20 protein-coding genes are annotated in these 12423 nt (G+C 27.9%); 1 reads left to right on the forward strand and 19 read right to left on the reverse strand.

The genetic code is table 11. The annotated features are described in order from the left end of the window. Positions 1-39: 39 nt before the first annotated feature. Positions 40-1326, reverse strand: coding sequence for a hypothetical protein (locus tag T369_RS0108085; RefSeq protein WP_031554058.1), 1287 nt, complete (start codon positions 1324-1326; stop codon positions 40-42). A gap of 249 nt (positions 1327-1575) precedes the next feature. Then, positions 1576-2037 (reverse strand): GNAT family N-acetyltransferase, encoded by a 462-nt coding sequence (locus T369_RS0108090; RefSeq protein WP_031554060.1) that lies wholly within the window; start codon positions 2035-2037, stop codon positions 1576-1578. A gap of 293 nt (positions 2038-2330) precedes the next feature. On the opposite strand from T369_RS0108090, the gene T369_RS0108100 reads away from it, so the two are divergent. Next, on the forward strand, positions 2331-3758 hold the full coding sequence (locus tag T369_RS0108100) for a bifunctional folylpolyglutamate synthase/dihydrofolate synthase (RefSeq protein WP_031554062.1): 1428 nt from the start codon (positions 2331-2333) through the stop codon (positions 3756-3758). A 117-nt stretch (positions 3759-3875) separates the two neighbouring features. Here the strand turns inward: T369_RS0108100 and T369_RS09035 are convergent, their stop codons facing one another. The 17 genes from T369_RS09035 to T369_RS0108175 form a co-directional block, all read right to left on the reverse strand. After that, entirely contained in the window at positions 3876-5801 is a 1926-nt protein-coding gene (locus T369_RS09035; protein WP_411431476.1) for an SA1320 family protein, read from the reverse strand. Next, a complete protein-coding gene (locus tag T369_RS08925; RefSeq protein WP_051618996.1) occupies positions 5759-6136 on the reverse strand; it encodes a hypothetical protein in 378 nt (125 codons plus the stop codon). The genes T369_RS09035 and T369_RS08925 overlap by 43 nt, the downstream gene beginning before the upstream one ends. After that, entirely contained in the window at positions 6126-6521 is a 396-nt protein-coding gene (locus T369_RS0108110; protein ID WP_031554065.1) for a hypothetical protein, read from the reverse strand. The genes T369_RS08925 and T369_RS0108110 overlap by 11 nt, the downstream gene beginning before the upstream one ends. 101 nt (positions 6522-6622) lie before the next feature. Further along, complete coding sequence (locus T369_RS0108115) at positions 6623-6817, reverse strand: hypothetical protein (protein ID WP_031554068.1); 195 nt, start codon at positions 6815-6817, stop codon at positions 6623-6625. Positions 6818-6826: 9 nt separating this feature from the next. Continuing rightward, on the reverse strand, positions 6827-6949 hold the full coding sequence (locus tag T369_RS09560) for a hypothetical protein (RefSeq protein ID WP_267878961.1): 123 nt from the start codon (positions 6947-6949) through the stop codon (positions 6827-6829). A 32-nt stretch (positions 6950-6981) separates the two neighbouring features. Then, positions 6982-7206 carry a hypothetical protein gene (locus T369_RS0108120; protein ID WP_031554071.1) on the reverse strand — a complete coding sequence of 75 codons (225 nt, stop codon included), beginning with the start codon at positions 7204-7206 and terminating at the stop codon, positions 6982-6984. A gap of 72 nt (positions 7207-7278) precedes the next feature. Next, positions 7279-7407: a hypothetical protein gene (locus T369_RS09565; RefSeq protein WP_267878962.1), complete on the reverse strand. Its 129-nt coding sequence runs from the start codon at positions 7405-7407 to the stop codon at positions 7279-7281. A gap of 124 nt (positions 7408-7531) precedes the next feature. Next, positions 7532-7906 (reverse strand): hypothetical protein, encoded by a 375-nt coding sequence (locus T369_RS0108130; RefSeq protein WP_031554074.1) that lies wholly within the window; start codon positions 7904-7906, stop codon positions 7532-7534. 146 nt (positions 7907-8052) lie between these two features. Beyond that, positions 8053-8448 (reverse strand): hypothetical protein, encoded by a 396-nt coding sequence (locus T369_RS0108135; protein WP_031554076.1) that lies wholly within the window; start codon positions 8446-8448, stop codon positions 8053-8055. 17 nt (positions 8449-8465) lie between these two features. Beyond that, on the reverse strand, positions 8466-8855 hold the full coding sequence (locus T369_RS0108140; RefSeq protein ID WP_031554078.1) for a hypothetical protein: 390 nt from the start codon (positions 8853-8855) through the stop codon (positions 8466-8468). Between the two features lie 20 nt (positions 8856-8875). Next, a complete protein-coding gene (locus tag T369_RS0108145) occupies positions 8876-9274 on the reverse strand; it encodes a hypothetical protein (RefSeq protein WP_051618997.1) in 399 nt (132 codons plus the stop codon). A 112-nt stretch (positions 9275-9386) separates the two neighbouring features. Further along, entirely contained in the window at positions 9387-9782 is a 396-nt protein-coding gene (locus tag T369_RS0108150; protein WP_031554082.1) for a hypothetical protein, read from the reverse strand. Positions 9783-9796: 14 nt separating this feature from the next. Continuing rightward, a complete protein-coding gene (locus T369_RS0108155) occupies positions 9797-10192 on the reverse strand; it encodes a hypothetical protein (RefSeq protein ID WP_051618998.1) in 396 nt (131 codons plus the stop codon). A 20-nt stretch (positions 10193-10212) separates the two neighbouring features. Next, complete coding sequence (locus tag T369_RS0108160; RefSeq protein WP_051618999.1) at positions 10213-10602, reverse strand: hypothetical protein; 390 nt, start codon at positions 10600-10602, stop codon at positions 10213-10215. Positions 10603-10748: 146 nt separating this feature from the next. Continuing rightward, on the reverse strand, positions 10749-11138 hold the full coding sequence (locus T369_RS0108165) for a hypothetical protein (RefSeq protein ID WP_051619000.1): 390 nt from the start codon (positions 11136-11138) through the stop codon (positions 10749-10751). 15 nt (positions 11139-11153) lie between these two features. Then, entirely contained in the window at positions 11154-11534 is a 381-nt protein-coding gene (locus T369_RS0108170) for a hypothetical protein (RefSeq protein ID WP_031554099.1), read from the reverse strand. A 127-nt stretch (positions 11535-11661) separates the two neighbouring features. Continuing rightward, on the reverse strand, positions 11662-12420 hold the full coding sequence (locus tag T369_RS0108175; RefSeq protein ID WP_031554102.1) for a Cof-type HAD-IIB family hydrolase: 759 nt from the start codon (positions 12418-12420) through the stop codon (positions 11662-11664). Between the last annotated feature and the right edge of the window lie 3 nt (positions 12421-12423).

A 12423-nucleotide genomic window follows, 5' to 3' on the forward strand; every position in this document is an offset into this window, starting at 1 on the left:
GTTATATTTGCTTAGCATTTTTTATTTAAGATTTACAGACTAGAAATTCTCTCCTCTTTCGATTTTCTCTACATAGTAAATTGATTTTCTGTTACCGCCAGAATATTGTTTATTATTAAGCCTAACAGTTACAAAACCTACTACTCCTTTTCCATCATTAGCTGGAGTACCTCCTAATATAGGTATGATAATTCTATCTCCATCTACTTTCCAAGAAGATTTATTAGATACTTTGTTTCCAATAACTCCTCCGTTACCTCCTCCATTAATGACTATCGTATTATCCCCTTTAAAATAATAGATATATCCTTCTGACGTCGCTTTTGGACTAAAGCTTGTAGATTTTTCATTGTACTCTTTATAAGTACTAGTAACTTTCAGTAAGTCCAAAGCTTCATCCATAGTATAAGTTCTTTCTTTAAGTGCATTTACTACATCAAGATAATCAGCTGCTGATATAGAATATATATTATATTTATCACTTATTTTTTTCCTTCTTTGCTCGGTAACAGTTTGTAAGTAAAATGGGTGCCCTAAGTCACCTGCACCATAACCAACTATAATCACAGCATCAGCTAAACCTGCAGCTGCTTCATAGTTATGGTTAGCTGATGTGTTCTGAGACTTAGTTTCCTCTTTACTTGATTTAGAATCATTAGTATTAGATCCATCACTATAACTAACACTATCAACATAGTAATAAGATCTCTCTTTACCACCTTTATAATTTTTATTATTAAGGCTTAAAGTAATTTCTCCAACTTTCTTCTCATTATTACGTTCTTTTTCTACTGGATCTAGTATATTTATTCTAATTTTATCCCCTTCAACCTTCCATTTATCTTTAGCTTCTGTTTCAATACGGTTTGCACTAGTTCCTTGGAAGTTAACCACCAATTTCTTATCTTGTTTGTAATATTTTACAATATCATCTTTAGTATTATTTGAATCAAATTTATCGTTTGTTTCTTTAAAGTTTTCATCTTTTCTAAGTATTTCTAACACTTCTTCTTCCGAATATGTATTTGGTAGATATTCATTAAACACATCTACTACATCCTTTAAGTCCACAACAAAACCATTACTTAACTTAATATCTTTATTTGCCTTATCAGCAGTAATTAAATTTAGTGTCGCAGGTTTAGCAAGACTAGATTCGTTTCCTCTTGCATAAATTTTGTAATTAATATTCTTCGCAGCTTCTTCCAGATTGTGTTCTATTCTTTTTGTTTGATTAGCTACACTATCCTCTACAGCGCTATTTTTCTTTTGGCAACCCGTTAAAATAAGAGATGCACTAAGCATAGTTATTAATATTTTTTTCATTTTTATTTCCACCTAAAATAATATTTTTTCGATAATTAATTATCATATTAAAACCAAAGAATACCCTTATTCTAATAGAAATTAATCAAATCTTTTCTCCTTAGGATATTATATCATATAACAAAAAATAGTAAACATTATTTTAGAAAAAACTGTATAAAATTTATAGTTTTAAAATATTTATTTAAACTATACTCTACATCCATCTTATTTCCATTAAATATATTTAAGTATTTATTAATATATTTTTTAAAATTTTCTACTTTTCTTCATAATATATTTTAATTCTGGAGTTTTTAAGACCTCATCTATCTTAAACCCTAACTTTTCATACATATTCATTACATATTTATTAGAGGCAAAAACTGTTAAAGTTACACTCTCAATATTCTTATCACTAAATAAAAACTTCAAAAACTTTTTCAGCGCTGCTTTTCCAAAGCCTAATCCTGTTTTTCGAGGATTTATTATAAATCTACCTATATGAGCATTATTATTTTCAAATCGGATAATTTGTATTATACCTATAAACTCTTCTTTGTTAAAAATTGAGAATACATTATCCATTTTTTGTATCTTATCTATATCTAATGGATAGGTAATTTTAGTTCCCATCCATTGTTTTTGGAATCTTTCTCCTTTTTCATTTGACCAGCCGCATAATAACAAAGAATTATTTATATTTATTCCATTTTCTAATCTAATATCCATATCTACACCTTCACAAATACTATTACTTACTCTCCATCATATTCTTACAAAATCATTTAACCTGTGTCTTTTATTCTTTCAATATTTCATGCATTACTTCTAACTCTGTAATAAGCAGCACTAAATTCATTTTTTAATATCATATAAACTTCTATATTATTTTTTTCTCTACTCACTTATTCTCTTTTCTTAATACAGTTAAATTATAACACAAAATGATAGAAATAATATCCTTTACAATTAAGCTTTCTCATTATAAAATTAAATGTATATTATAAAATGTGGAGCTTATTATGAATTGTAAAATAAAATTTGAAAAATATTTAAAAGAAAATAATTTAATAGATAAACATAATATTTTAGAGCTTTTCGATAAATTAGACTTAGAAACACTAGCTGAAAAACTACTTACCTTTGATGAAGATAACTCCGTTAACTTTGCTATTGAATGTGTATGCGAAGAACTACTTATTACATCATCTTATAAAATCGAGCGTACTGGTATGAAACTTGGTCTTCATAGAATGGAGCATATCCTTGAACTTTTCGACCACCCTGAAAAAGATCTTAAAGTTATCCATGTAGCTGGAACAAATGGTAAAGGTTCAACTAGCTCTTATATTAAAGACGTACTAAAAACAAAGTACCGAGTTGGTTTCTATTCAAGCCCTGGAATGCTTAGTTTCAACGATAGAATTCGTGTTAATGACGAGTTTATTTCTTATAAAGAGGCATATAGATTATTTAAACTAGTTCAAGAAACTTACGATAAAAACAATCCTGATCCAAATGACAAACTATCATTTTTTGAAATCATCACAGGTGTAGCTCTGTTGTTCTTTAGAGACCAAAAAACAGATTTTGTTATTATGGAAGTAGGTCTTGGTGGCCGTTATGATGGAACGAATATCTTTAAAAATAAAGAATTATCAATTATTACAAAGATTGGTTTAGATCATACTGCTATATTAGGAGATAGTCTTGAGAAAATTGCCTATGAAAAAGGTGGAATTATTCAAGACAATGACCATGTCCTTATGTATCCGACAAAAGATAGTGTAGTGAATGTAATTAATGATATCTGTAAAGAAAAACATGCAACACTTAATATTTTAGATACTAATGACATTGAAATCAAAGAAGTAAATGCTCGAGGAAATGTCTTTAGTTTTAAAAACGAAACTTACACAACAAAAATGGTAGGAGAACATCAAGTTTACAATGCATCTTTAGCGTTAAGTGCAATATTTAACTTACGTGAACGTGGAATAATAGACATAGATAACTCAATTATAAAAGAAGCTCTAGCTGAGTCAGTTTGGGTTGGACGTTTAGAATGGATAAGAGAAAACATCTTATTAGACGGAGCTCATAACAACGATGGTATTGATAGCTTGATCGCATATCTTAATAAACAACAATTCTCAAAACTAACTATACTATTAGGTATTCTAGAGGATAAAGATTACAAAGATATGATAGAAAAATTAAAAACAGTCCCTGCAAAATTCTCAGCAACAAAAGTACCTATCGAAATAAAAGAATCAAACTTAGATAATCTAATTACAAGTTTTGGTAGTACACATGTTACAAAATACGAAAACTACGAAACTGCATTAGCCGATATAATACCTAACTTAGAAAATGACGAGATTTTCCTAATTACTGGATCACTATACTTAATTTCAGCAGTTAGAAAAGAAATACTTGAAAAATATTAACACAAAAAGAACCGATAACTTAATATCGGTTCTTTTGCGTATATAAGAAAAAATAAATACCTTGAGGATTTCGAATCTTATTACAATAACTTTTACATACTAATAATTTATTAATTATTAATGTTTTCCAAAGCAGTCTTCAATCATAGTATTAACATTATTTGTTGTATTTATAATCTCTTCTAAGCGAACTGTTGCCTTGTTTATTGTTTGACCTCTATTTTCCTTAAGTAAACTATTAAATGTTGACGCTTGTCTATTAATTTTATTTAATATATCATTTACTGAGTTATGCGCTTTTAATATTCCACTTAAATTATCATAACCGTATATTAGTTCTTCTAATGATTGTTCTAATAAATCTTTCAATCTTGGTAAGCTTGATGTAACGCCTTCTATATCCGACATTAATCTAGTATTTCTTTCTTCTAATTCCGCACTTATCTCACCAACCTCTTTTATTGCCGTTGCTTCACTTATGCAACTTTCCACTGATCCATAGTAAGTTTTATCTTTACTTCCAATAGTTTTATGATAAATCTGAATTGGGTATTTCTTAACTGCGTCATCGACAGCAAGCTTATTATCTTTAACTGCATTTAATACATCCTTTATTCTACCAGCAACAGATTCAAAATAACTTCCTAGTTTACTTATCATTTCACTTGATAATTCTCCAGTTCTTGTATCAACCTGCTTATCAAAAGCTTTCACCACCTCAACATCATTAAATACATTAGTCTGTTTTAAAAATGTATTATAGTCTGATGGTACTGTTGGCACCTGATAGTTACCTACTACTTGTTGATTTTCTTTTAATTTATTACCTAAATCTGTATCCGACTCGTTAAAACTATAAGCAGTTATCTGTACCGCTGAATTCATATATTGGAAACAATTTATTAGTGTTTGAACATTTTGCTTTTCAACTCGGATTACTTCTTTTAAGGCATCTACAATTCCATCGTCAAAACCACTTCTGTTGTTTTCACCTTTAAAGCTATCTCTTATTTTATCCTTGAAACTATTTATTACGCCTTCTCCATCCTTAGCTATTTGGCTTCTAACATCTAAACTCACTATTGAACCATCTGCTTCTGTGGAGAATTGTCCATCCATACTTATTAAATCTATAACTCTGACAACTTCATTACTTGAATTCACTACAACATTTAATGATGCTTCTATAGAACTATAGTTAAATATATGATCATCCTCTTCTACCCACATAGTTTTTCCTGTATTGTGAAATTGGCTAGAAAAAGATTTAGTATTATATCTCCCTACCCGTCTGTATTTTTCTTTATTATCATCAATATCATTAAATAATTTGTCTATTTTCCCAATCATATTCAAAACATTCATTTGTTCAAGATGATTTATTACATACTGTTCCAAAGTTTCTTTTCTATTTTCTTTTTTATTCGATAGTTCATTGTTATACGCTTCTGCACTATTTAATATATTTAATGCTGTTTCTAAATCATTAATTGCTGTTATTAATTGATTCGATAGATACTTTAGACTTTCATAATTAATTTTTATTTCTAGTCCTCCATTGACTTTCTCTGTAAATGTTGGAGAAAATAAAGGTTCCTCTTCTAAATTCTTTCGATCTAATCTAAAATCTATTTTCCCATCACCATCTATATCAAGTTCTTTCAAATCTACATTTCGAGCAATCTTACCATTTTTATCAAGCAAGTTACCATCTTTATCAAAGTTCACCCATGAGTCTATTGCATGGTATATAGATATTAGGGAATTTAAAGGCATCAAATATGGATTTACATCACTATCAACATATATCGCAATTCCTAATTTATCCCCACCATAATTACCTATTTTATCCCTTGGATTTCTATAGTTTTTAATCATTCCAGGATTTTTTTGTACATCTTCTATCTGTTCTTTAGTTAAGCTGTTAGAAGCATCTGGAGCATTAAAAACTGTCGCTTTCGATTTATTTCTCGCTGCATTATGAACAGCCAGATACCCTCCTAAAGAATGCCCCGTATAATCACAATTATTGAATTTGGATATTCTTTTTTTATCTTATCTGCAAATTTTTCTGAAGTATCTATTTGAGCTCCATGAGAATGCAATCCCAATACAACTTCAGTAACATCTATTATTGCATCATTTAAATCACTTGTACCAGCATACGCAATTACAACTTTACTTGTATCTACTTTCCCACTACTATCTACTGGAGCAACAGCCATTGCCTGCATACTATTCGTTAAATCGTTTTCTATGGCTAGGACTTTGAACTTCTGGTCACTTGTAAATTCACCTTCTTTTATTGTCCCATCACTTATATTATAAGCATCATCTGATAAACCATGATATTTTTCATCTGTTATGTTATTTTGCATATATTACCTCTATATTGGACTCATTCATATTTTTTTTATTCTCAACCAAATTAATATCTCCTTCTTTTGAAGCACTTAAGACTATTTTCTCCCTTTCCCTCCACGAAGTAAAGTGCAAATCTATTTTATCATTTATAACTACATCATATCTCCAAGATCCCGTAGAGACATTTTTTTTGTACTTTACAAACTTAATTTCTCTTATTTCTTCTTTATTTTGCAACTCAACTTTTTCTTTTATATATTCAACTATTCTATCTTCGTCTTTTCTTATCTCCCTTTTATCTTCTCCCGTCTCACCATACAATCCATATATTGTTATTATAGCTATAAACATTATGAATGCTAATATTATTCTTCCTATTATTGATTTCATATCTTTCATTTTTACAAACCTCCTTTGTTTACACCGTTTAACTTATTATAACATATATTTAGGTAAAAAAAATAGAGTTATTATACTCTTTTTATTTGGTTATTAAGTTTTTATACAATCCCTACTTTCCCATTACTATCTACTGGAGCCACTGCCATTGCCTGCATTCCATTATTTTTGTTGTTTTCTACTGCTAGGACTTTGAATTTATCATTTGCCACTAATTTATCTTTAGTTATAGTAGAATCTTCCCTAATTTTATATACATCTAAAGCAATATCTCTATTCAATTTATCTATATCCATTTTTGTCTCCTAATTATATTCTATTTCTACTTCTGACATATTTGCCTTCACTACTTTATCTTTAACTCTCTTCACTTCATTAGGATCAGATACAGATGTTCGTATCTCTACCCCTAATCGGTCTTCTGTCAATATTATTTTATAATTAGAGTTTACCTGTACTTCTACAAACCACGCTCCACTTGATTTATTTTTTTAAAATCAATAATTTTAATCTTTTTTATTTCGTCACCATTCTTCAATTCATAATTTTCTAATACATATTGAATAATTCTTTCTTGATCTTGTCTAATCGCATTCTTATCTACTTTATCTGCACACCCTGTTGTAAAAACTGCTAGTAAAACTAAACATATTATACTCATCAATACTTTTGCTATCTTTTTCATTTTTTCAGCCTCCCCTATAGACACCTCTTTTTATTTATTATAACATATATTTAGGTAAAAAAAATAGAGTTATTATACTCTTTTTATTTGTTTATTAAGTTTTAAAATTTCTATTTGTTTTGTATCTACTTCCCCATTACTATCTACTGGAGCAACAGCCGTTGCCTGCATTCCATTATCTTTATTGTTTTCTACTGACAAAATCTTAAAATCTCTAGATGAACTATTTAAAAGACTCCCTTCTTTAATTTTAGTATTTTCTTTATTTATGTCATATGCACCATTAGAAAATGTTTGAAAATCTCTCTCATTAGCTATTTTATTCTTACTTTTCTACATAAATTACTTCTACTTTTTTTAAGCTTTCATCTATATTTTTTTGTTCTTTTCTTTTTATTTCATTCATATCGTATATCATACTAATATCCGCATTTTCCCCCAATTTACTTAACATATATTCAATATTAATATCATCGTTTATTACAGCATGTATAGCCCAACCTCTAGATGAAAGATTTTGTTCGACACTCTTAAATTCTATTTTTTTCACGTCTTCATAGTTTTGTACAGTATACCTTACGATTCTATCCTGTTCTTCTCTAATTTTTTTCATATCTCTTTTATCTTCACACCCTGTTGCAAATACTGTTAGTAGAACTAAACATGTTATGCTTACCAATACTTTTGTAATTCTTTTCATTTTTATATACTCCTATATATTTCCATTACTATCTACTTCTGCCACTATTTTACATACATTCCTTTATTTGAATTACCTTGTATATTCATATAGATCCTCAAAAATATTTTTATAATCTAATTCTGTAATCTTTAAGTTCCTCATAATTATAAATACTCTATTTTTATATTATTTATATTTCTACTTATAATTTTTTCTTTTGATGTTTCTATTTCATTCGGATCAGACAAAGATATCTTTATTTCTTCACCTAAATCATTTTCTGACAAAGCTATTCGATATTTAGAATTAATTTCTAATTTTGCTCTCCACATCCCACTTGAAATATCTTTATCAAATTCAAGGAATTTTATTTTTTCAATCTCTTCATAATTTTTTAGTTGTATATTTTCTAATACAAATTGAACCATTCTATCTTGATCTTGTCTGATTCTCTTGTTATCTTCACCTGTATTACCTTTTAATCCATAAATTGTTATTATGACTATAAATGCTACGAAGGCTAAAATTATTCTTCCTATTATTGATTTCATATCTTTCATTTTTATATCCCCCTCTATTATTCATAAATCACTTCTATATTAGAGTCATTTATATTATTATTCTCTATCAAATTAATATCACCTTCGTTCGAAATACTTAAAACTACTTCATTACTTGCCCTCCAAGCGGTAAAACTTAACTCAATTTTGTCATTTATAATAACATCATAATACCAAGCCCCTGTTGAAGTATTTTTTTCGTGTTTTACAAACTTAATTTCTCTTATTTCTTCTTTATTTTGTAACTCCACTTTTTCTTTTATATATTCTACTATTCTATCTTGGTCTTTTCTTATTTTCCCTTTATCTTCTCCAGTCTCATAGTTAAAAGCAAATACTATTATTATGACTATAAACACTATAAATGCTAATATAATTCTTATTATTATCGATAACATATCTCTCATTTTTACACCTCTCTCTATTTTTACCCTTCCCAATAATGTACTTCTACTGCATCTTTACTATTACCGCTTTCGTTTTCATCATTATTTTTTTTTCTTTTTATTTCTTTCCCATTGCTTACTGATATATGTGAATCTATTCCAATTTCACTTTTTCCAGATAAATCATTTACACGATACGTTATATGTATTTCGTTATTTATCACAGCATGCGATGACCATGTTCCTGTAGAGGGATTTTTTTCAAAATCTTTAAACTCTATTTTTTGGATATTTTCAAAATGTTGAATGGTATATTCTGCTATTCGCACTTGTTCTTGCCTAATTGCCTTCTTATCTACTTTATCTGCACACCCTGTTGTAAATACTGTTAGTAAAACTAAACATATTATACTTACCAATACTTTTGTTATTTTTTTCATTTTTATACCACCCTCTATTCCTATACTCTGAATTTATCATCTATTATTAATTTATCTACCCTAACTTTACTATATATTTCATCTTATTTTTCAATCAATTTTATCTGTTATCCTATTTTGCATATATTACCTCAATATCATTATAATTTTTTTTAGTTTTATTTTGAACTAAGCGAATATTTTTTCCATCATGACTACCTAGATATATTTCTCCGTCTAATCCAACTGCTTTAAAGATTACATCCGCCCTATCATTTAGTATAACTTCAAAATTCCATATTCCTGTTGATATATTTCTTTCATATTTTTTAAATTCTACTTTTTTTATATCTTCATGATTTAAAAATTCAACTTTTTCTTTTGTATACTCTACTATTCTTTCTTGATCTTGTCTTATTTTCCCTTTATCTTCTCCAGTCTCATAGTTAAAAGCAAATACTATTATTATTACAAAAAAAGCTACAATTCCTAATATTATTCTCAATATTACCGATAGCATATCTCTCATTTTTACACCCCTCTCTATTTTTCATATATTACCTCTATATTAGACTCATTTTTATTCTTTTTATTTTCTATTAATTTTATATTTCCTTCATCAACGTAACTTAAATATACTTCCTCACTTTTCCTCCATGCTGTAAATGTTAGTTTTATTTTATCATTTATAATAACCTCATATTTCCAAGACCCTGTCGAAGTATTTTTTTTGTGATCTATAAACTTAATCTTTTTTATTTCTTCTTTATTTTCTAACTCTACTTTTTCTTTTATATATTCTACTATTCTATTTTCATCTTTTCTTATTTTTCCTTTATCTTCTCCAGTCTCATAGTTAAAAGTAAATACTATTATTATTACAAAAAAAGCTACAATTCCTATTATTATTCTCAGTATTACCGATAGCATATCTTTCATTTTTACACCCCTCTCTATTTTTACCCTTCCCAATAATGTACTTCTACTGCATCTTTACTACTATTATTTTTAATATTATTTTTCTTTTTTAATTTTTTACCGTTACTTGCTGATATATGAAAAACTATACTAATTTCACCATTTCCAGAAAGATCATTTAAATTATATGTTATATAAATTTCATTATTTATCACTGCTCCTGAAGACCAACTTCTTGTGGAAGTATTTTGTTCAAAATTTTCAAACTCTATTTTTTTAATATCTTCATAGTTTTGTACAGTATATTCTACCATTCTTTCTTGTTCTTTCGTAATCGTTTTTCTATCTACTTTATCTGCACACCCTGTTGTAAATACTGCAAGTAGAACCAAACATATTATACTTACCAATACTTTTGCAATTTTTTTCACTTTTATATACTCCTATATATTTCCATTACTATCTACTTCTGCCACTATTTCACCTACATTCCATTATTTGAATTACCTTGTATATTCATATTCATCCTCAAAAATATTTTTATAATCTAATTCTGCAATCTTTAAGTTCCCCATAATTATAAATACTCTCTTTCTACATTATTTATTTTATTTACTTTCTCTTTATTAATACGTATTTCATCCGCATTATATAAAGATGTTCTTATTTCCCCTCCTAACTCATCTTCTTTCAGGGTTATATTATATTTTCCATTTATTTCTATTTCACACTTCCATGTACCAGTTGAAAAATTTTTTTTAAATTCTATAACTTTTATCTTCTTTATTTCTTCATTCTCTTTTAGCTCTGCTCTTTCTAATACATATTGAACCATTCTTTCTTGATCTTGCCTTATTTTCCTTTTGTCTTCGCTACTATTCGTACCAACAGCAAACACTATTATTATCACAAAAATAGCTACAATCGCTAATATCGTTCTAATTATTATAGTTAGCATATCTTTCATTTTTACACACTCCCTCTATTTTTCATATATTACCTCTATATTAGACTCATATTTATTCTTTTTATATTCTATTAAATTTATATCTCCCTTTTTTGTAAAACTTAAAACTACTTTCTTATTTTCTCTCCATACTGTAAACATCAGATTAATTTTATCATTTATAACAACATCATAATGCCAAGCACCTGTTGAAGTATTTTTTTCATATTCTACAAACTTTATTTTTCTTATTTCTTCTTTATTTTCTAACTCTACTTTCTCTTTTATATATTCTACTATTCTATCTTCATCTTGCTTAATCGCCTTCTTATCTACTTTATCTTCACACCCTATTGTAAATACTGTTAGTAAAACTAAACATGTTATACTCATCAATACTCTTGTTATTTTTTTCATTTTTTAAATCCTCAATACTTATTACACTTTTGTATTATTATAATATATATTTACATAAAAAAATAGAGTTACTACACTTCTATCGACAACATAAAAAGAACCGATAACTTAATATCGGTTCTTTAATTTATTTATAGTTTTTTTCAAAATGGGCTATTGCTGCTGCAAAATCTTCAACCACATGAGTAGCCTTATCTTTTACGTCCTTCGGAGCACGATCCATACAGTATGAAATATCAGCACTTTCAAACATATCCACGTCATTACCTGAATCTCCTAAAGCAATAACACGATCGTATCCTGACTTAATCGTTTCTATTCCGCTTGCTTTAGAAATATTTTTCGCTGTTATTTCCATACGAGTTGAACCAGATTTAAAGATTTCTACTTCTGGAAATTTCTCTTTCATATCTGTGTAGAATCTGTCTAATTCCTCAGCTTTTGGACGAACATTTATTTTATAAATAGTTTTTCCTTCTAGATAAGGGAATGGATCTTCTTTACAAATAAGTTCCATGTTCCAAAGTCTTTCTACTTTTTCATGTTGAAAATTCCCAATACGTTGATTCCCGTCTAAAGCATCGAAAATCAATTTTGCATCTTTTAAGTATTCAAAAATTTCTCCTACCACATTTTCTGGTATATGTTTTTCGAATAATACTTTATCTTTTTGAGTTATTATTGCTCCATTAAAACCTATCATATGTGTTACATCAAGGTTGTTTTGATCTTCCACATATTTTATTTCAGTTATAGATCTTCCTGTTGCAACTGAGAAATCACCATATTTTTTTGTGATATGGTACGCTTTTAAATCATCTTCTGCTACTGACACAGAATTTTTAACAAAAGTACCATCTAAGTCTGTAACAAATAGATTTTTCATAAG

Source organism: Gemella sanguinis ATCC 700632, from assembly GCF_000701685.1.
In the GTDB taxonomy this organism is placed as follows: Bacteria; Bacillota; Bacilli; order Staphylococcales; family Gemellaceae; genus Gemella; species Gemella sanguinis.

Coding starts and splice junctions, on each gene's coding strand:
- T369_RS0108085 (WP_031554058.1), bottom strand. CDS start 1,326: ATGAAAAAAATATTAATAACTATGCTTAGTGCATCTCTTATTTTAACG.
- T369_RS0108165 (WP_051619000.1), bottom strand. CDS start 11,138: ATGAAAGATATGCTAACTATAATAATTAGAACGATATTAGCGATTGTA.
- T369_RS0108145 (WP_051618997.1), bottom strand. CDS start 9,274: ATGAAAAAAATAACAAAAGTATTGGTAAGTATAATATGTTTAGTTTTA.
- T369_RS0108155 (WP_051618998.1), bottom strand. CDS start 10,192: ATGAAAGATATGCTATCGGTAATACTGAGAATAATAATAGGAATTGTA.
- T369_RS0108130 (WP_031554074.1), bottom strand. CDS start 7,906: ATGAAAAGAATTACAAAAGTATTGGTAAGCATAACATGTTTAGTTCTA.
- T369_RS0108140 (WP_031554078.1), bottom strand. CDS start 8,855: ATGAGAGATATGTTATCGATAATAATAAGAATTATATTAGCATTTATA.
- T369_RS0108120 (WP_031554071.1), bottom strand. CDS start 7,206: ATGAAAAAGATAGCAAAAGTATTGATGAGTATAATATGTTTAGTTTTA.
- T369_RS0108115 (WP_031554068.1), bottom strand. CDS start 6,817: ATGGATATAGATAAATTGAATAGAGATATTGCTTTAGATGTATATAAA.
- T369_RS0108110 (WP_031554065.1), bottom strand. CDS start 6,521: ATGAAAGATATGAAATCAATAATAGGAAGAATAATATTAGCATTCATA.
- T369_RS0108090 (WP_031554060.1), bottom strand. CDS start 2,037: ATGGATATTAGATTAGAAAATGGAATAAATATAAATAATTCTTTGTTA.
- T369_RS08925 (WP_051618996.1), bottom strand. CDS start 6,136: ATGCAAAATAACATAACAGATGAAAAATATCATGGTTTATCAGATGAT.
- T369_RS0108100 (WP_031554062.1), top strand. CDS start 2,331: ATGAATTGTAAAATAAAATTTGAAAAATATTTAAAAGAAAATAATTTA.
- T369_RS0108170 (WP_031554099.1), bottom strand. CDS start 11,534: ATGAAAAAAATAACAAGAGTATTGATGAGTATAACATGTTTAGTTTTA.
- T369_RS0108175 (WP_031554102.1), bottom strand. CDS start 12,420: ATGAAAAATCTATTTGTTACAGACTTAGATGGTACTTTTGTTAAAAAT.
- T369_RS0108135 (WP_031554076.1), bottom strand. CDS start 8,448: ATGAAAGATATGAAATCAATAATAGGAAGAATAATTTTAGCCTTCGTA.
- T369_RS0108150 (WP_031554082.1), bottom strand. CDS start 9,782: ATGAGAGATATGCTATCGGTAATATTGAGAATAATATTAGGAATTGTA.